Here is an 18,938-nt window from a genome sequence, read left to right as displayed (position 1 = left end):
GAGGTTACGCATCATGAATATGGGTACGGCAGGGGTCGGTCCCGAGGCAGCGGGATCGGCATGGTCCAATGTGGGGTTTTTGAATAGAGCCGGACTATGGAAGATGGTTCTAGGCAACATTCTTCTGACGACTGTCACGCTCGGCATTTATCGCTTTTGGGCGAGGACGCGTATTCGACGTTACTTCTGGAGCAACATTACGATCCTCGGTGAGCCGCTCGAGTACAGCGGCACGGGCCGGGAGCTTTTTGTCGGCTTTCTCATTGTGGTCGCGGTCCTCGCACCTCTCGCCGTCGCCTATTACGTGTTGCAGCGGATATTGCTTGGCAATCCCGTCGCGATCTCGATCTTGTTACTTGGCTATGTAGCGGTGCTGTTCGTTCTCATTCATTTCGCCGTTTATCGCGCCCGGCGCTATCGGCTTACGCGCACTATGTGGCGCGGCATCCGTGCCGGTCAGACGGGTTCGACCTGGCGCTATGTCGGACTTGCGGCACTCTATACCGTGATGTCCGTGATTACGCTCGGCCTCGCTTCGCCTTGGATGGAGGTGGGGCTCGAGCGGCACAAGATGAACAACACCTGGTTCGGCAATAGCCGGTTTCGGCTCGAGGCCTCCGGCTCCAAGCTATTCCTTCGTATGCTCGTGGTGTACACCCTATATCTTCTGCCGGTGGTCGTGATTTACGCCGCAAACTGGTCCTGGCTCGTTGGTCACTTTTTGGTCGCGGGCAATGTCCGTACGGGTGTAGGACCGGGATTGCCGCCACATCCCGAGGCGTTCCTGCTTTTGCTCGTCATGATCTTTGCCGGCATTCCGGCCGTGGTTTGGTATGGCGTTGCCAAATTCCGCTACTTCGCGAACTCGACAAGTTTGGGCGAAATTCGCCTCAAGTCCGAAGTTACGACCGGCCCGGTCGTGGGATACCTCATCGGCTATGTGCTTAGTGTGATTGGGCTGCTGATCTTGTCGGGAATCATCGCGTTCATTGTGGCTGGTGTGGTATCGCCTTCCTCTCTCGCTGACATTTCCCCACAAACCGATCCGTTGGCCGCCGCCGCCGCATTCGGACCGATCTACGCCTTGGTTGGGGTGATCGTGATCGTCTTCTATTTTCCTGCCCGAAGTCTTTTGTTCTATTGCTGGCTCCAGGTGAGCCTCGTCCGCCATTTTGCGACGACCATGACGATCGAGAATGCCGGCGAATTTTCGCGGCTCGCCCAATCGACGCGCCAGGACCCGAGATTCGCTGAAGGACTGGCAGACGCTTTCGACGTCGGCATTGGGGTGGGTTGATCAATCCCCGGCCCGGATATGACGGATCGGGCGCCTGAGCATTGGGACGGGCGGTACAACGACGGCCTTGTCGCGGCTGCGTACGTCGTGCGTGTCGCTGTTTCCGCGAGGGACCTCGAAATACGCGGCGCCGAAGGCCAAACCCACACGTCCTGGCCGCTTGACGAAGTGCGCTTTATCGAGCGGGGCGGAGCCCACGACCACCTTCGGCTTGCACGCGCCGAGCATCCGGACCGCCTCACGATCACGACGCCCGGTGCGCTTGCGGCACTTGAGCGGCTTTGCCCGGCACTTCGCAAAATCGCCTATAAAGGACCGAGCTGGCGCGCGGTGGCCATTGGCTCGGCGGCGGCGCTCGCCTCCTTCGCCTTCGTTTTCTTCGTCCTCCTGCCCCTTCTTGCGCGTCAGGCCGCCGATTGGGTCTCGCCTGAACTTGAGGCGCACTTGGGTAACGAGACCGCTAATGCCATCATTTCGATCGTGAGTCGGCTCGACGATCTCAAAACAAAATCGGAGACGGATCAATCCGCCAAAGTCAAATCGCGCGAATGTCGTGCCTCGCAAGGTATCGCGGCCCTGAAGCAACTTGCCGGTCCGATTGAAGCGCAACTCCACGTATCGATTCCTGTGCGTATCCGCGTCGTCAACAGCCCCATTTTGAATGCCATGGCCCTCCCCGGCGGCCAGATCCTGGTTTTTCGGGGGCTGATCGATTTCGTAAAGACGCCGAACGAATTCGCCGGGGTGATGGCCCACGAAATGGCGCACATCGAATTGCATCATCCAATCGAGATCGCGATCGAGCGCAGCGCAAACGCATTCCTGGTCGGTCTGGTTTTAGGCGACGTCTTCGGCGGCTCGGCCATGGCCGGCATGGGCCAGGCGATGATCTCGGCGCGTTACAGCCGCGATGCTGAGCGTGCTGCGGATGCGCGCGGGATCATGCTTTTGGAAGGTGCCAGCCTCAATCCCGGCCCTTTCGCTCAATTTTTCAAGCGCCTGCTGGAAAGAGAGGGCGCCTATAGTGATGTGGCCTCGTTCCTTGCGAGCCATCCGGCGACTGAAGAGCGCGCAAGGCTCGCGGCCCTGGCGCCAGCAGAAGGCCGGACCGCACTCGGCGATAAAGACTGGAAGGCGCTCAAGGCAATTTGCGACTGAGCGTTCCTGGTGCTGGCAACCGATCCTCAACTTTCGTTGTAGGCGACATGGACGCGTTTTCGCGTCCCCTGCCCGACGTCATAGATGTGGAAGCTGTCCATCTGCCGCCCGTAGAGGTGGAGGCTTACGACTTGCCCCCGCGTTTCGGGGACGCCGGTAATATGGATGTGGTCCGGGTTCGGCACGAAACTCGTCACGGTGCCTTCGCCGAGCAGAATGACCCCGCCCCGTTGGAGCACGATTCCCTCGTCCCCGCCGTCGCCACGATCGGTCCGAATGTAGTTGCGTTCCTCCAGCACACCGCGCAAAACGCCGACGACGCCCCAACTCCCGTGATCGTGGATCGGCGTCCACTGCCCGGGACTCCAAACGAGCGCGAAAAGCGAAAGGCTCTTGTCCTCGGCGATATGGATGGCGTTGCGGGAGTAATGTGCCGAATCGGCCCGGAAATGCTCGGGCCGTAGGAAGCCTTCGGCCTTCGTCAAAAGGCGATGCATGAGCGGCGCCGTCGCAAGCACACAATCGGCCGGCACGGGATTTTCGTGTGCCAGCTGCCGACAATCGTCGATGAAGCAAGCGAGTACGGTGCTCTCCATCCCCAAACCCCCAATTCTACATTGAGGGTACGTGATTCAGGGGCGCTCGGGAAGTGCCCTCATACGACGCGAAGAGGGCGTGCGTCCCGCTTCACCTCGGCGAGCAGCCAATCGCGAAAGGCAATGATCTTGGGCTGGTCTCGTCGGTCTTCGGGCGCCACAAAGTAATAGGCGCCGGCCGAGGAGAGCTTCACGTCGAACGGGACGACGAGCGTTCCTTTCTTGAGGTCCTCCGTCACGAGGGTCGAACTCGCGATCGCGACGCCCAACGATTCGGCCGCGGCGCGAAGGGCGAGGTCGGAGCTTTCGAACTGCGGCCCGGCGTCCGGATCGATGTCGGAAATACCGACTGCGTTGAACCACATGCGCCAGTCGTCGGGGCGCAGCAAAGTTTGAATGCGCACATGACCCGCGAGGTCGCGCGGTGTCTTAAGCGGCTTCTGTCCGGTGAGCAGTTTCGGGCTGCATACGGGAAAAAGTTCCTCGGTCAGGAGAAGGTCCGCGGTCAGCCCTGTCCATTGCCCCTTGCCGTAGCGGATCGCGCAATCGACATCCTCGCGGCGAAAGTCGACGATGCGCACGGTCGTCGACAGGCGCACCTCAATCGCGGGATAAAGTGCTTGAAATTTGGGCAGCCGAGGGATGAGCCAGCGTGCCGCGAAACTCGTGAGAAGGCTCACATTGAGCGGCCCCTCGGCCTGCCGCGCCGCAAGCCGCGCGGTTGCCGCGTGGATGGCATCGAAGGCGTCCCGCAACACCGGCAGGTAATTTTGTCCCTCGTCGGTCAGCACGAGCGCGCGGCTGCCCCGCCGGAACATTCGCACGCCTAGATAATCCTCGAGTCCGCGAATCTGATGGCTGATGGCGGACGGCGTGATGTTCAGCTCTTCGGCCGCCTTGGTGAAGCTCAAAAGCCTTGCCGCAGCCTCGAAGGCGCGCAACGCGTTGAGTGACGGCAAGCGGCGGCCCATGAAATTTTCCTAGTGAGAAAATTTCATCAATTTTTAATGACAAAACGGCTGAAGCGCAACAATTTCGATGACCTCTATCGTTAAATCGCATGGAAGGTTTCAACCAAACCGTAAATAAGAAAAAACAAAATATTGTTATATAAGAATGCCTTATTGTTCTGAGGGCGAAAGGCCTCCTTAGATGAGGATGCTTTTCCTGCCGATTAGCACTGATTGCACGCAGGTATGTATATTTCTCACGCTCGATATACCGTTCCAGCGCTTGTTGCAACGCAACAAGAGGGTATATGTGCTGTGTGGATGAATACGCGAATCTCGAAAAGGGCGGGTCTTCCGCCAAGCACTGAGGATCGGTCGAAAGGGGTGTAGCTATGACATCGCTAATGTCCAAACTCGCAAGGCCTGCGTTGCCGGTGGAGCGTCTCAACGAGCCGGATCAGGGGACGCTACCCTTTGCGGCTAGTCGAACGGATCTGGACGGGCGCGCGAGCAAACTGCGCACGGAGGAGGTCGTTCGTTACGGCCACGCTATCGCGAAGACGCTGGCGGCGCTGTGGCACTTGGCGGTTGTCCGTCCGATCGGTCGATGGCTTGAGCACGAGCGCGCCATCCGAGAACTTTCATTGCTGAACGATCGAGAGCTGCAGGACATCGGTGTCGCACCGGGCATGATCCCGTACGCTGTGTCAAGCAGGTCGAGCCTCAACGACGCGTCCAACATCGCCAACGAGAACTCGCCGAAGCGCGCGGCGTAAGACTTTCCTTCAATGGCGGCCCCCCGAAAAAAGGCGGGCGGCAGCGACTTTCGCTGCCGCCCGCTTTGCGTTAGGGTGCGCCACAAGCCTTTCGGGGACACACCGCACCAACTGCTCATTGCGAGGGTTTCAGGCTTGGCGAAACGATACTTCGAAGATTTCAAGGTGGGCGAGCGGATTGAAACCGCCGGCGCTACGCTTACCGAAAGTCATATGATCGACTTTGCACTTCGCTACGATCCTCAGCCCTTTCATCTCGACTCTGTCGCGGCCAAGGATTCGATTTATGGTGGCATCATCGCCAGCGGGTTTCTCACGCTTGCGATGAGTTTCCGCCTGTTCATGCAGACGGGCGCGCTTGGGGATGCCAATCTCGGCGGCCCCGGATTTGAGGAAGTGAAGTTCCTGAAACCGGTACGCCCGGGCGACACGCTCCGGGTCGTGGTCGAGATCGTCGACGCTCGAGCATCCCAATCGAAGCAGGACCGTGGCATACTCACAGTGCGCGCCACGACCTACAATCAAAGTAACGAAGCGGTCTTGAGTTATACTTGCCCGCACCTGTTGAAGCGCCGTCCGCGCTGATTTCACACTTATGCGTCAGGCGGCAAGCGAGTAGCCCGGCATGCGCGATGCAAGGCCGCCGTGAAGGGCCATCATGCGATCTCGCCACTGGAATAGTGGATCGTCTCGATCGAGGAGGACGAAAGGACTGATGCCACGTGCCCAGACAAACATGCCGAAGACGATATAATCCGCATAGCTTGGGGCCTCACCCGCCATGAAGGTCCGCTCGCGGAGCTGCAAGCGCACGGGCTCGAGCATGGCTCGCCATCCGGCGAGATTTTGGTCGCGACCCGCCTGAATGTCCTCAAGCCTTGCCCCGAAGCGCTCCTCCCGGCTCTTGCGGAAATAGTCCCGATCTTGCGGGACGAGGTGGCGATGCACGTCGGCGATGATCAGGCGCGCCAGTCCAGGCTGTGCTGTGCTATCGACAAAATGCTGAACGAACCGCGACAGGGCGCGGCCGACATCGCCGTTGAAAAGCGACGGCCGATCCGCATATCGATCTTCAAGGTAACAGGCGATGGACCACGAATCGAAGATCACCTTTCCGTCGTCCACCATCACCGGTACACGGCCCTGTCCCGTAAAAGCGATCTTATCTTTTTCAGTAAAGTGCCATGGCGTGAAATCGGCGGCGAGCCCTTTGTGAGCGAGCGCCATTCGCGTGCGCCAGCAAAATGGGCTGAACCGCCGGTCGTCCTCGCCGGCCAGATCGTAAACGACAATCGGCATACGTTCCTCCTCCTTTTCAATTCCACCCTTCCCGGCTTCGCCAGGCCGGAAGGTGACTGGAGCGGCGCGTTGGGTCAAGGGTGTCCAGGTATCATTAGTGTCCGTCCCGTGATATTGTCCGCCCGCATGGCGGGCTTGTCTGCACACCCAATCGCGTCAAGAATTCGCACGATTTAATAACCCTTGCGATGGCAGGCTTCGGCAATGATGGTGGTTGATTCGAATATCGCGATGTGGGTGACGCTGTTCCTTATCCTTGCCGCACTTGTTCTTTACACGTGGGAAAAGACGCCGATCGAGGTAACCTCGCTCGCCATAATCTGCGCGCTTTTGCTCTTCTTCCAATTCTTTCCCGTCGTCGACGCTGCCGGCCACAAGCGGCTGACGGCGACGCGGCTCCTCGAAGGATTCGGTAATCCGGCATTGATGACCGTCCTCGGCCTCGTGGTGGTGGGTGAGGGAATCGTGCGCACGGGGCTGCTCGATCGAACCGCGCAGGTTGTCTTCCGCATGGGCGCGGGACGGCCGATGCTATCCATGGCGCTCACGATGCTGACCGCGATGCTCTTGGCGAGTGTGCTCAACAACGTTCCTGTCGTGGTGATCTTTATTCCGATTATGCAGTCGCTCGCGCGCAGACTCGGCCAGTCGCCGAGCCATCTCATGATCCCGCTCGGATTCGCGGTCGTGATGGGCGGCAAGATCACGCTCATTGGCGCCAGCACAAATCTCCTCGTTTCCGGCACGCTCGTCGAGATTGGCGAGCGCGCGATCGGCTTTTTCGAATTCACCGTGCCTGGCCTTGTCCTGGCGGGTACGGGTTTTCTCTATGCGCTTCTCATCTGCCCGCGACTTTTGCCCGACCGCATCGGGATGGCGGGTGCGATCATTGGCGGCAGCGGCGGAAAACAATTCATCGCGCAAATCGTCATTTCCGAGGAATCGAACCTCGTCGGTCATAGTGCGGTCGCCGGTTATTTCTCGGGCTTGCCGGATATGACCGTGCGAATGGTTCAGCGCGGTGAGCATGCCTATGTGGCGCCGTTCGAAAATCTGTCCTTTCGGCCCGGTGACCTTCTCGTCGTAGCGGCGACGCGCAATGCGCTTGTCGAGGCGGTCAAGCTCGATCCCGGCCTGCTGGAGACAACGCTGGACGGCGGCGAGATGGACGAGGAGCGGGAGGAGCGGTGGCGGAGTGGAGAGCGCGTCCTCGTCGAGGTCATGGTGACTCCCGGCTCGAGCATGATCGGGCAGAACCTCGAGGAGATCGGGTTTCGGTATCGGTATCACTGCATCGTGCTCGGAATTCAGCGCCGCTCGCGCATGATTCTCGCGCGCATGACCGAAATCCGACTTGATGCGGGCGACGTGCTGCTGATTCAAGGCCGTAAGGAAGATGTCGACGCGTTGCGCGACAGTCGCGACGTGGTGCTGATGGAGTGGTCGACGACCGAATTGCCGTCGATTCGCCTGCGCTGGCAAGCGGGTCTGATTTTCCTCGCCGTTGTTCTCCTCGTTTCGATGGAGATCGTTCCGACCGCTCTTGGAGCGCTGGCGGGCGCGCTTGCCATGTTGCTCACGCGCATCCTCACGCTCAAGCAAGCGGCGCGCGTGATCGACAGCTCGATCATTATGACGATTGCCGCCGCATTGGGACTCGGTGTTGCATTGGAAGAGACGGGGGGCGCCCAATACCTGTCAGGAATCTTTTCGACGGCATTTCACGGCGTGAGTCCCGCCGCGGCATTGTCGATATTCTTCCTGTTTCTCGCGATCATTTCCAATCTCATCAACAGCAAGGCGGCCGCGGTGATCTTCACGCCGATCGCCGCATCGATTGCGCGACAGGTTGGCATCGAGCCGGTGATCTTCGGCATCGCGGTCGCTTTTGCGACCAACTCTGCGATGGCCTCGCCTGTCGCCCATCCGGCAACACTTCTCGTGATGGGGCCCGGGCATTATCGCTTCGTCGATTTTATTACGGCCGGATTGCCGCTCATCGTCATTCAATGGCTCGTGTTCTCGTTTTTCATGGCTTGGTATTACCATATTGTGTGAGAGATCCTTGATCCTGTCGCCGCGGCCGCGCGGAATTCCCAAGCGGTGGCTGATGCTGGTGGATCGAAGAAGCCTTCGGCATCGCGCGATTTACGCTTTATTGACGCACTGCAGCATAATTTCATAGACTCTGCGGTCCGTCGCAGGCCCGCTGTTCTCAACGACCAGGAATCACAGCATGAAACCCACGAAGCGGCCGGGCACTGCCCATTTCTCGTCAGGCCCTTGCGCGAAGCATCCTGGCTGGTCGCCTAGCGCTCTCGCCGACGCCTGTATAGGCCGCTCTCATCGTTCGAAGGCTGGAAAGGGGCGAATCGCCGAGGTCGTCGCGTTGAGCCGCGCGATCTTGGGCGTGCCGGCCGAGTATCGGGTGGGTATCGTGCCGGCCTCCGATACGGGAGCGGTCGAAATGGCGCTTTGGTCGCTCCTGGGTGCTCGCGGTGTGGATGTGCTGGCCTGGGAGAGTTTTGGAAAAGGCTGGGCCTCCGATGTGGTCAAGGAGCTTAAGCTCAAGGACGTTCGGATTTTCGAGGCTCCTTACGGCAAAATTCCCGATCTCGGCCGAGTAGATTTCTCGCGCGATGTCGTCTTCACATGGAACGGCACCACCTCCGGCGTACGCGTGCCGAATGGCGACTGGATCGACTCGAACCGCGCCGGCCTTACGATCTGCGATGCAACGTCGGCCGCTTTCGCGATGGACCTTCCCTGGCCGAAGCTCGATGTCGTCACCTACTCCTGGCAGAAGGTCCTGGGTGGGGAAGCCCAGCATGGCGTTCTTATCCTGTCGCCGCGCGCTGTCGAGCGGCTCGAGAGCTACGAGCCCGCATGGCCGATCCCTAAGATCTTCCGCTTGACCAAGGGTGGGAAGACGATCGACGGCGTTTTCAAGGGTGAGACGATCAATACACCCTCGATGCTGTGCGTCGAGGATGCGCTTGACGGCCTCAGATGGGCCGAAGGTGTGGGTGGGCTCAAGGCATTGATCGCGCGTTCGGAAGGCAATTTGGCGGCGATCGCTGAATGGGTCGATCGCACGCCGTGGGTCGACTTTCTGGCGAAGGACGCGAGGACTCGCTCCTGCACCTCGGTCTGTCTCGAATTTGCCGATGCTCAAGTGGCGCAACTCCCAGTGGATACGCGGTCCGCACTCGCAAAAAAGCTTGCCGACCTCCTGGAAATCGAGAGCGTGGCCTTCGACATCAATGCCTATCGCGATGCCCCGCCGGGACTGCGGATTTGGGCCGGAGCCACCATCGAGCGCCGAGATCTGGAAGCGCTTTTCCCGTGGCTCGATTGGGCCTACGAGAGAGTGCTCGGTGAGTCCGTCGCCGCCGCGTAGACAGCGCCACCAGGGACCGAACGCGTCCAATAGTGCGAGCCATGATATGACGAAAGTCCTTGTCGCAGACAATCTCAGTCCTCGGGCTGTGGATGTTTTCAAGCAACGCGGCATCGAGGCGGACGTGAAGGTTGGCCTCAAGGAGCCCGAGCTGATCGGCGTGATCGACGGTTACGATGGCCTCGCAATCCGCTCTGCGACCAAGGTGACGGCGTCGGTACTTGAAGCGGCCCGCAACCTTAAAGTCGTCGGGCGGGCGGGCATCGGCGTCGACAACGTTGACTTGGCGGCCGCCACTTCCCGGGGTGTTGTGGTGATGAACACGCCCTTCGGTAATGCGATCACCACCGCCGAGCACGCCATCGCGATGATGTTTGCGCTCGCCCGCCAGATCCCTCAAGCCGACCGCTCGACCCAGGCGGGACGGTGGGAGAAGAACCGCTTTATGGGTGTCGAGCTCACCAACAAGACCCTGGGTATCGTCGGTTGCGGTAACATCGGCTCGATCGTCGCCGAGCGTGCGCGGGCACTCCATATGAAGGTGATCGCGTTCGATCCGTTCCTGTTGCCGGAGCGTGCCGCCTCCTTGAGCGTCGAAAGGGTCGAGCTCGAAACACTTTTCAGGCGCGCCGATGTGATCACGCTGCATGTCCCGCTCACCAATGAGACTCGTAACCTGATTAACCGAGACACTCTCAAGCTCATGAAAAAAGGCGTTCGCATCGTCAATTGCGCGCGTGGCGGTTTGGTCGATGAGGCGGCACTTCGCGAAGCACTTGACGCGGGCCAGGTGGCGGGCGCGGCATTCGACGTCTATGAGGTCGAGCCGGCAAAAGAGAACGTCCTCTTCGGGCACGAGAATTTCGTGGCAACACCCCATCTCGGCGCATCGACCGAAGAGGCACAGGAAAATGTCGCCCTTCAGGTGGCGGAGCAAATCTCGGACTTCCTTCTGACCGGCGCCATCGTCAACTCGGTGAACACGCCTTCCATCAGCCCGGAGCAGGCGCCGATACTCAAGCCCTACATGCAGCTCGCCGAGCAGCTTGGCAACTTTCTCGGGCAGCTTTCCGATACCGCACCCAAGGCGATCACGGTGCAATATGCCGGCCATGTGGCGGAGCTTGACACGCGCCCCTTGACGGCGGTGATCCTCCAGGGCCTGTTCAAGCGCTCGCTCGAGACCGTAAACATGGTCAATGCACCGCAAATTGCGCGCGAACGCGGCGTTCAAGTGCGCGAGCAGAAGAATGAAGCTACATCGGATTACCAGACGCTGATCGTACTCACGGTCGACAGCGAGGACCGCGAGCGCTCCCTCGCCGGAACCATTTTCGGCGGAAAGCGCCCGCGCCTCGTGCGAATCCAAGATATTCCGATCGACGCCGAACTCGGCAAGCACATGCTCTACACCCGAAACCGGGACAAGCCAGGCTTCATTGGAAGTTTGGGAACGGCATTGGCGGAGTCGGGCATCAACATCGCAACCTTCCATCTTGGACGCTCCGCACCCGGTGGCGATGCCATCGCACTCGTCCAGGTCGATCAACCGCTGACGTTCGACGTCATCGATAAGATTTGCGGCTTGCCTCACACGATCAAGGCGAGAGCCTTGACCTTCTGAGAGCGGTACTTGGTCATCGTGGCCTTCGCCCGTCCTCGATTTCCGTTTGCCCTCGCACGGCAAAGCCGGTAGGAACGTGCCCGAACGGGCGTCCCTATAGGCGCCGACGCCAGGAGATGCGGCCCATCGCATGAATGACCACGCCAAAAGCGCGCTATTGCCGGCTGGGTTGCAGGATTTACTACCGCCCGACGCCGACCATGAGGCGCGGCTGATCCAACGTCTGCTCGCTACGCTTGCAGCACACGGCTATGAACTCGTGAAACCGCCGCTCGTCGAGTTCGAGGAGGGCTTGCTGTCGGGACCCGGTGCGGCGATGGCGGCCGACACCTTCCGCATGATGGACCCGGTCAGCCAGCGTATGATGGGCGTGCGCGCCGACATGACGCCCCAAATCGCGCGTCTGGCGACGACGCGCCTTGCCACGGCGCCGCGTCCCTTGCGGCTGTCCTATGCCGGCGATGTGCTGCGCGTGAGGGGAAGTCAACTTCGACCCGAACGCCAATTCGTCCAAGTGGGTGCTGAGCTGATCGGATCGGCGTCCGCCGAAGCTGACGCGGAGGCCGTCTTGCTAGCGGCTGAGGCGCTAGGCGGCATCGGCGTCACGCGGCTCTCCGTCGATCTCAACTCGCCGACTTTGATCCAGACGCTCTGCAAAAACATGGGCTGCGGACCGCTTGAAACGGCGCGTCTGCGCGCCGCCCTCGATCGCAAGGACGCGGCGGAGGTCGCCGGCGTCGGTGGCCCTGCCTCCGCATTGTGCGCGGCACTTCTCAACACTGGCGGGAATGCCGCCGTGGCGCTCGATGCACTCGCCGCCATCGATCTCCCGCCGGACGCCGCCGCGGATGCTAAACGACTGGGCGACGTCGCCAAAATCGTCTGCAAGGCTCGGCCCAGTTTGGCGATCACGATCGATCCGGTCGAGTATCGCGGCTTCGAGTACCAGACTGGCGTTTCGTTCACGATCTTCGCACGCGGGGTACGCGGGGAGCTCGGTCGCGGCGGACGATACGTTGCCGGCAACGGTGCGGTCGAACCCGCGACGGGATTTACCCTCTTCCTCGACACGGTCGTGCGCGCAGTCGGCGAGCCGAAAACAGGCCGTCGTCTCTTCTTGCCCCTCGGCACGCCGGCTGAGGCGAGGGAGCGCGCGCGCGCCGATGGATGGATAACGCTCGCAGGGCTCGACGCCGTGGCGGATCCGCGCACGGAAGGACGGCGGCTCGCCTGTACGCATGTCTGGCAGGATGGTGCGATCGTCGCGATCGAATAGAAATACGAAAGGGGTTCGTCAATGGCGAATGTGGCCGTGGTCGGCGCCCAGTGGGGCGACGAGGGCAAAGGCAAGATCGTCGACTGGCTTTCCGAGCGTGCCGATATGGTGGTTCGCTTTCAGGGCGGACATAACGCCGGTCATACGCTCGTCGTAGACGGTACTACGTATAAGCTTAGCTTGCTGCCCTCGGGCGTGGTGCGCGGCAAGCTTTCGGTCATCGGCAATGGCGTCGTCATCGATCCGTGGGCGCTCGTAGCCGAGATTGCAACGCTCGGTAAGCAGGGCGTGCGAGTCACGCCCGATATTCTGCGTCTTGCCGAGACAGCACCCTTGATACTCCCGCTTCATCGCGAAATCGATAAGCTCCGCGAGGAGATGCGCGGCAGCGCCAGGATCGGCACGACAGGGCGCGGTATCGGTCCCGCCTACGAGGACAAGGTTGCGAGGCGCGCCATACGTGTCTGCGATCTTGCCGATGTCGGAACGCTCGACTTGCGGCTCGACGAGATGCTTATGCACCACAACGCGCTGCGGCGGGGCCTCGGCGCTGCCGAGGTCGAACGCGAAGGCTTGCGCGCGGAACTCCTCGACATAGCGCCCAAGGTTCTTCCCTTTGCCGATCCTGTGTGGCGCCGGCTCGATCAATTTCGGCGCGAGGGCAAGCGGATCCTTTTCGAGGGCGCTCAAGGCATCATGCTCGATGTCGACCACGGCACATATCCCTACGTAACGTCTTCGAACACGGTTGCGGGCCAGGCAGCGACAGGTTCTGGTATGGGGCCGGGTGCGGTCGACTACGTGCTCGGGATCACCAAGGCTTACACGACGCGCGTGGGCAGCGGGCCGTTTCCGACGGAGCAAGTCAATGAAGTCGGCGAGCTACTCGGCCAGCGCGGCAAGGAATTCGGCGTCGTCACCGGCCGCAAGCGACGCTGCGGCTGGTTCGATGCGGTAATGGTGCGGCAGGCGCTTCGCGTCGCTGGCATCGACGGAATTGCGCTCACCAAACTCGATGTGCTCGACGGGTTCGAGGCGATCAAGGTCTGTGTCGGTTATCGCTCTGGTAATACGACTTACGACCGCTTGCCACCGCAGCTCTCCACGCAGCAAACCATCGAGCCAATCTACGAAACCATCGAAGGTTGGACCGAGAGTACGCATGGCGCGCGTTCTTGGGTCCAGCTGCCGGCGGCCGCCATCAAGTACATTCGCCGCATCGAGGAGCTTATCGAGGCGCCTGTAGCCTTACTCTCGACCAGCCCTGAGCGAGCCGACACGATCCTCGTGCGCGATCCTTTTGAGGACTAAGAGCTAGCCGAGCTCCTTCGCCGAATTCGGATCGATCGAGTAAGGGTGCGTCTCGGCAAGGAATCCCGGTTGCGCGCGCACGCGGGCGATCCACGCACGAAAGGCAGCGAAGGGGGCAAGGTCGAAGCCAGCGTCCTCCGCAAGAGCGGCATAAGCAAAGACCGCCATGTCGGCAATCGAATAACGTCCGCCGGATAGGAAATCGGTCGCCGCAAGCTGGCGTTCGAGGGCCGCGAGCGCTCGCATACCGTAGGCGCGCTTGCCCGCCAACTCTTCTGGCGAGCGCCGGCCAAGCTTTCCCGTAAGCGTCCAATAGCGCAAGGAACCGATCTGCGGCTCGACGTAGCTTTGTTCGAAGAAAAGCCACTGCATGACCTTCGCGCGCTCGAACCTCTCATTGGACAAATAGGGCGTGCCTTCGGCGAGATAGCAGAGAATGGCGTTCGATTCGGCGATGAAGCGCTGAGGTACTACCTCGAGTACGGGCACGGCACCGACCGGATTTTTCTGGAGAAATGCCTCGGCGCGGGATTCGCCCTCGAAAATCGAGACGAACGTGCGCTCGTATTGAAGGCCGAGGTGATTGAGGAGGAGTCGAACCTTCCAGGCATTCTGAGAAGGCAAATAGTCGTATAACCGCAGCATGATCGTCCCTCGCTTTTATCCGAATGAGACGATAGTAGCGGTAGGTGCGCGTGCGCGGCTATCCGTTGCTTGCGCGCGAACATCGCGCGCTATCGACTTGCATGATTGGCATTCTATGATGGGGGAAACGCGGGTCTTGTCATGGTCGTCACCGAATCCATCATCACTTGCCCGAACTGCGGTTTCCGCAAATCGGAGAGCATGCCGCTCGACGCATGTCTCTACTTTTATGAATGCGCCTACTGCAACGGACTGCTACGGCCGAAGCCAGGCGATTGCTGCGTGTTCTGCTCCTACGGGTCCGTTATGTGTCCGCCGATGCAAAGGGGTGATTGCTGCGAAGGGCGTGGGTAAGCGACGAACGCGGCCGTGGCGTCGAAAGCGAGGGAGAACGGAATTAGCCGCCGATCTTCTGCTCGATCGCAAGGTTCTTCATAGCCTTCTGGAGCTTTTCGAAGGCGCGCACTTCGATTTGCCGCACGCGCTCGCGGGAAATGCCGTATTCCTGGGAGAGATCCTCGAGCGTCGTGGGATTGTCTTTCAACCGGCGCTCCACGAGGATCTTGCGCTCGCGCGGATTTAGCGACTTGAGCGCTGCCTCAAGAAGACGGCGGCGGTTGCCCATCTCCTGCGCTTCGGCCAATTTGACTTCCTGGTTGTCGTCTTCGTCGACGAGCCAATCCTGCCATTCGCCATCGCCGTCTTCGCGCACGGGTGCGTTCAGCGAATGATCGGGGCTTGCGAGGCGGCGATTCATTTGGATGACGTCCTGCTCGGGAACGTCGAGATCGGTTGCGATCTTCTTGACGTTTTCCGGGCTGAGGTCACCCTCATCGATTGCCGCAAGTTGGCCCTTGAGCCGGCGCAGATTGAAGAAGAGCTTCTTCTGGGCAGCCGTCGTTCCCATCTTAACGAGCGACCAAGAGTGCAGGATATATTCCTGGATCGCGGCACGGATCCACCACATGGCGTATGTCGCCATGCGAAAGCCGCGATCCGGCTCGAAGCGCTTTACGGCCTGCATCAGGCCGACATTGCCCTCCGAGATAAGCTCCGCAAGCGGCAAACCGTAGCCCCGATAGCCCATCGCGATCTTAGCGACGAGGCGCAAGTGGCTTGTTACAAGACGGTGCGCCGCCTCGACGTCGTTGTGCTCGCGCCAGCGCTTGGCAAGCATGTACTCTTCGTCCGCGTGGAGCATGGGGAAACGCCGAATCTCCTGGAGATAACGGCTGAGATTTCCTTCGGGACTAAGTGTGCCGACACTCGGTAACGTCGTCGCAGCCATTCTGACCCCTTCCCTCAAATTACCCGCTGTTTTGCGACCGTCTTGCTATAAGAGTACGCGTACAGAGCCAATTTCCTTTAAGGCGTGCGGCGTCCTCTAGCGTGCAATTGCGTCAATTACCGGCCAATCGAACTGCTCGCCAATCTAGCACAGGCAACCGAAAATTCTTTATATCTTTTCAAGGGAACACTTTAATATTTTGAAATCTCTTGGTAATTTCTTCTCAAAGGAAATGTTTTCATGGCTTATAGGATGCGCAAACCCAAGGCGATATGCGTCGAGTGCTTGTCTGCCAAGCGCATCGAGTGCAGCTCGAACAGCAGGCGGCAATGCGTCCCGCCGCGCCGCCGTGAGCTTGCCATAGACGGGGTCGCCCATCACCGGGTGGCCGATCGAGGCCATATGCACCCTGATCTGATGGGTTCGCCCCGTCGCGAGCTGGCATTCCACGTGACTCGCGAGATTCCCGTAATTCGCCAGCACGCGATAACGAGTCAACGCTGGCTTGCCGCCACGGCGCAAGACGGCCATTTTTTTTCGATCGCGCGTACTTCGGCCGATATTACCCACGATCTCACCCTGGCATTGCCGCGGAACGCCCCAGACAAGGGCGCGATATGCGCGCGCCACCTTGCGGGCCGCGAATTGGGCGGTAAGTCCAGCGTGGGCAGCGTCGGTCTTGGCAACAACCATGAGTCCGCTCGTGTCCTTGTCGAGGCGATGAACGATCCCCGGCCGCTTCACCCCACCGATACCCGAAAGCCCCCCAGCGCAATGGGCGAGGAGCGCATTCACAAGCGTTCGGTCGGGATTTCCGGCTGCCGGATGGACCACGAGTCCAGCAGGCTTGTCGATCACAAGAAGGTGCTTGTCCTCATAGATGATGTCTAACGCGAGGCTCTGTGCCTCGACGGGGGTGTCCGTACTCTCGGGTACAACTATGGCGAAATTTTGACCGGCCTTGACCTTGAGTGCTGGGTCGAAAAGCGGCGTTTCATTTGTGCGCACTTGGCCAGCTTCGATGAGCCGCCTAATCCGCGAACGGGAGAGATCGGGTATCGCCTTAGCTAGGAAAGCATCGAGACGTCTCCCGGCGTCTTCGATCGCTGCATCAGCAATGTACTGAGAAGCACGACCCGGCGGGTTCGCGACGCCCGCGGGATGATGTTTGACGGCCTGCCGCATCGCAGCTATGTCCTAGCGCCGTGTCGCGGCGGAAGAAAGGCGGGGTCCAAGAATGCGCGCGCTCAAGGCTTTGGTCATCGTCATGGGTGTCCTCATCATCGCTGGGATAGCGCTGGTCGGCTACACAATTGTGAAGCGCGCAACATCGCCTGAGACGGCAGCGCGGCCAGAAGCAAGCGTTTCCGCGCAATCGGGTGCGGTGTCGCCGATCAAAGGTCCTTATGGCCCGATCAGCATCGAGCTTCCACCGGGGGCCCGGATCGTCCGCACGATGACGGCGGACAGGCGGCTTGTCGTCGAAGTCGAGCTTGTAAGCGGCGGGGAGCGCGTTCTCGTCGTCGACCTGACAAATGGTGCCCTTGTCGGCACGATTGAATTGAAGCCGAGGCCCTAAGAAACGTCGCTCGAGCGATCGCAATGGTCGGCGGCCTGCCGTAGGGAAGGTCGGCCATAGTGTGGCGGATTTGAAGTTCCTAGCATTTTGGTGGCATCCGCGTTGAGGACGCATGCGTTGCACAACGCTTTCTCGGGCGACGGTCAAATGCTAGGGTGCGCAGTTTTCGGGGCCGCGCGGAAGCGACGGGCTGCTCGGGGCATTGTCTGAATTGACGATCGGGAGACGAGGGCACAATGAATTTCGCGAGCGACAACGTCACGGGCGCGTCTCAGGAGATTTTGGCGGCAATCGCCGCAGCGAATGAGGGTGCCGCGATGCCTTATGGCGACGACCCGATCACGCGTCGCCTCGAAGGGGTGTTCAACGAGCTTTTCGAACGCGAGGTCATCTCCTTTCCGGTTGCAACAGGCAGTGCTGCGAACTCGCTGGCACTCGCGACCATGACCCCGCCCTATGGCGCCGTGTATTGCCATCCGGCGTCGCATATAAATACGGACGAGTGTGGGGCGCCTGAATTCTATACCGGCGGCGCCAAGCTCATCCCGATTGCGGGCGAGAACGGTAAAATCACCGTGGCGGCACTTGAACATGCGCTCGCAAATTCGGGAAAGGGAAACGTTCACCACGTGCAGCCTTCCGCCCTGAGCCTGACGAACGAAACCGAGGTCGGCACGCTTTATAGGGTCGATGAAGTAAGCGCGCTCGCGGCTTGCGCACACGCGCACGGGCTTTACGTGCACATGGACGGCGCGCGATTTGCGAATGCGATTGTCGCGCTTGGCTCCACGCCGGCCGAACTCACTTGGCGCGCCGGCGTCGACGCTCTGTCATTCGGCGCCACAAAGAATGGGGCCATTGGCGCTGAGGCGGTCGTGTTCTTCGAGCCGAAGCTTGCGGAGAGTTTCGGCTACCGTCGTAAGCGCGGCGCCCATCTTTTCTCGAAAATGCGGTTCGTCTCGGCGCAGCTCGAGGCTTATTGCAAGGACGGGCTCTGGCTGAGACACGCGTGTCACGCAAACGCAATGGCAAAGCGACTCTCTGGCCAGCTGCAGACGATTCCCGGCGTGGAACTCGTCTATCCCGTGGAGGCGAACGAGATCTTCGCGCGGATTCCGGGTGCCGCGATAGAGGGCGCATTCGCCGATGGATTTTTCTTCTATCGTCGGGTCGGCGAAACGGATGAGCATTGCCGCCTCGTAACGGCATTCAATACCAAGCCTGAGGACGTCGACGGCTTGATCGCCTCCCTTCGGCGCCACGCCAATACAGGGACGCGCAGGCGCGCGTGACCGGTGTTAAGGCCATCACCCATCGGCCGGCGAAGGACGCCGAGCGGGATCTGGGAAATCGGTTGAGCGCTGCCTTCCCGCGGTTGAATCCGGTGACAACGCGGTGTATCAAGGCGGCTCTGTGTTGTCCCCATCGTCTAGAGGCCTAGGACGGAGCCCTCTCACGGCTCAAACCGGGGTTCGAATCCCCGTGGGGACGCCAATGATTTCAATGAGCTAGATGCTTAACTGCGCGTCAGTCATCGGATTTCCCCAATATTTCCCCAATAAGCGCTGCAAAATCGCGGCATCCAGCCTCCGCTCAATTATGCCTTGTCAGGCGTTGGCGTGGGCCGGCAGTCCGCCCCCGGGTGCTGCCATTGGCTCGACATTACGCGGCTTTGTTTTCCGCGGCTGAATTAAGTCCGGGTTCTCAGAAGGCGACTGTTGAGGCATTGCGCCAGCGCT

Annotated in this window: 18 protein-coding genes and 1 tRNA gene; 13 read left to right on the top strand and 6 right to left on the bottom strand. The window is 60.3% G+C overall.

The annotated features are described in order from the left end of the window. Positions 1 to 13: 13 nt before the first annotated feature. Positions 14 to 1,297 (top strand): DUF898 family protein, encoded by a 1,284-nt coding sequence (locus tag VEJ16_13270; GenBank protein HYB10633.1) that lies wholly within the window; start codon positions 14 to 16, stop codon positions 1,295 to 1,297. An 18-nt stretch (positions 1,298 to 1,315) separates the two neighbouring features. Continuing rightward, positions 1,316 to 2,455, top strand: coding sequence for a M48 family metallopeptidase (locus VEJ16_13265; protein ID HYB10632.1), 1,140 nt, complete (start codon positions 1,316 to 1,318; stop codon positions 2,453 to 2,455). 26 nt (positions 2,456 to 2,481) lie between these two features. Here the strand turns inward: VEJ16_13265 and VEJ16_13260 are convergent, their stop codons facing one another. Both VEJ16_13260 and VEJ16_13255 read right to left on the bottom strand, forming a co-directional pair. Beyond that, positions 2,482 to 3,051 (bottom strand): cysteine dioxygenase family protein, encoded by a 570-nt coding sequence (locus VEJ16_13260; GenBank protein HYB10631.1) that lies wholly within the window; start codon positions 3,049 to 3,051, stop codon positions 2,482 to 2,484. Positions 3,052 to 3,110: 59 nt separating this feature from the next. Continuing rightward, on the bottom strand, positions 3,111 to 4,022 hold the full coding sequence (locus VEJ16_13255; protein ID HYB10630.1) for a transcriptional regulator GcvA: 912 nt from the start codon (positions 4,020 to 4,022) through the stop codon (positions 3,111 to 3,113). Positions 4,023 to 4,405: 383 nt separating this feature from the next. Between VEJ16_13255 and VEJ16_13250 the strand changes: the two genes are divergently transcribed. Together VEJ16_13250 and VEJ16_13245 are read left to right on the top strand one after the other, a co-directional pair. Continuing rightward, positions 4,406 to 4,777: a DUF1127 domain-containing protein gene (locus tag VEJ16_13250; GenBank protein ID HYB10629.1), complete on the top strand. Its 372-nt coding sequence runs from the start codon at positions 4,406 to 4,408 to the stop codon at positions 4,775 to 4,777. A 135-nt stretch (positions 4,778 to 4,912) separates the two neighbouring features. Then, positions 4,913 to 5,362, top strand: a complete 450-nt coding sequence (locus VEJ16_13245; protein HYB10628.1) for a MaoC family dehydratase — start codon at positions 4,913 to 4,915, stop codon at positions 5,360 to 5,362. Positions 5,363 to 5,377: 15 nt separating this feature from the next. Here the strand turns inward: VEJ16_13245 and VEJ16_13240 are convergent, their stop codons facing one another. Next, entirely contained in the window at positions 5,378 to 6,076 is a 699-nt protein-coding gene (locus VEJ16_13240; protein HYB10627.1) for a glutathione S-transferase family protein, read from the bottom strand. Between the two features lie 204 nt (positions 6,077 to 6,280). Between VEJ16_13240 and VEJ16_13235 the strand changes: the two genes are divergently transcribed. From VEJ16_13235 to VEJ16_13215, 5 genes are all read left to right on the top strand, one after another. Continuing rightward, complete coding sequence (locus tag VEJ16_13235) at positions 6,281 to 8,134, top strand: SLC13 family permease (GenBank protein HYB10626.1); 1,854 nt, start codon at positions 6,281 to 6,283, stop codon at positions 8,132 to 8,134. Positions 8,135 to 8,312: 178 nt separating this feature from the next. Continuing rightward, a complete protein-coding gene (locus tag VEJ16_13230; GenBank protein ID HYB10625.1) occupies positions 8,313 to 9,476 on the top strand; it encodes a phosphoserine transaminase in 1,164 nt (387 codons plus the stop codon). Positions 9,477 to 9,522: 46 nt separating this feature from the next. Next, positions 9,523 to 11,100: a phosphoglycerate dehydrogenase gene (gene serA / locus VEJ16_13225; protein ID HYB10624.1), complete on the top strand. Its 1,578-nt coding sequence runs from the start codon at positions 9,523 to 9,525 to the stop codon at positions 11,098 to 11,100. A gap of 130 nt (positions 11,101 to 11,230) precedes the next feature. After that, a complete protein-coding gene (locus VEJ16_13220) occupies positions 11,231 to 12,376 on the top strand; it encodes an ATP phosphoribosyltransferase regulatory subunit (GenBank protein ID HYB10623.1) in 1,146 nt (381 codons plus the stop codon). Between the two features lie 21 nt (positions 12,377 to 12,397). Next, positions 12,398 to 13,687, top strand: coding sequence for an adenylosuccinate synthase (locus VEJ16_13215; GenBank protein HYB10622.1), 1,290 nt, complete (start codon positions 12,398 to 12,400; stop codon positions 13,685 to 13,687). 3 nt (positions 13,688 to 13,690) lie between these two features. Here VEJ16_13215 and VEJ16_13210 read toward each other — a convergent pair whose 3' ends face one another. Continuing rightward, on the bottom strand, positions 13,691 to 14,332 hold the full coding sequence (locus VEJ16_13210) for a glutathione S-transferase family protein (GenBank protein ID HYB10621.1): 642 nt from the start codon (positions 14,330 to 14,332) through the stop codon (positions 13,691 to 13,693). 141 nt (positions 14,333 to 14,473) lie between these two features. On the opposite strand from VEJ16_13210, the gene VEJ16_13205 reads away from it, so the two are divergent. Continuing rightward, the gene (locus VEJ16_13205) at positions 14,474 to 14,686 is read left to right on the top strand and encodes a GDCCVxC domain-containing (seleno)protein (protein HYB10620.1); all 213 of its coding nucleotides are present in this window, start codon (positions 14,474 to 14,476) and stop codon (positions 14,684 to 14,686) included. A 43-nt stretch (positions 14,687 to 14,729) separates the two neighbouring features. On the opposite strand, the gene rpoH is transcribed toward VEJ16_13205, so the two are convergent. Further along, complete coding sequence (gene rpoH, locus VEJ16_13200) at positions 14,730 to 15,620, bottom strand: RNA polymerase sigma factor RpoH (protein HYB10619.1); 891 nt, start codon at positions 15,618 to 15,620, stop codon at positions 14,730 to 14,732. Between the two features lie 168 nt (positions 15,621 to 15,788). Further along, on the bottom strand, positions 15,789 to 16,805 hold the full coding sequence (locus VEJ16_13195; protein HYB10618.1) for an RluA family pseudouridine synthase: 1,017 nt from the start codon (positions 16,803 to 16,805) through the stop codon (positions 15,789 to 15,791). 52 nt (positions 16,806 to 16,857) lie between these two features. Between VEJ16_13195 and VEJ16_13190 the strand changes: the two genes are divergently transcribed. From VEJ16_13190 to VEJ16_13180, 3 genes are all read left to right on the top strand, one after another. Beyond that, a complete protein-coding gene (locus VEJ16_13190; GenBank protein ID HYB10617.1) occupies positions 16,858 to 17,199 on the top strand; it encodes a hypothetical protein in 342 nt (113 codons plus the stop codon). A gap of 236 nt (positions 17,200 to 17,435) precedes the next feature. Next, positions 17,436 to 18,491: a low specificity L-threonine aldolase gene (locus VEJ16_13185; GenBank protein ID HYB10616.1), complete on the top strand. Its 1,056-nt coding sequence runs from the start codon at positions 17,436 to 17,438 to the stop codon at positions 18,489 to 18,491. A 126-nt stretch (positions 18,492 to 18,617) separates the two neighbouring features. After that, positions 18,618 to 18,693 (top strand) — tRNA-Glu (locus VEJ16_13180). Positions 18,694 to 18,938 lie beyond the last annotated feature (245 nt).

The sequence above is a fragment of the Alphaproteobacteria bacterium genome, from assembly GCA_035625915.1.
Taxonomy (GTDB): Bacteria; Pseudomonadota; Alphaproteobacteria; order JACZXZ01; family JACZXZ01; genus DATDHA01.
The sequence above is the reverse complement of the archived record's forward strand: the minus strand, read 5'-3'. Positions and strand labels throughout refer to the sequence as shown.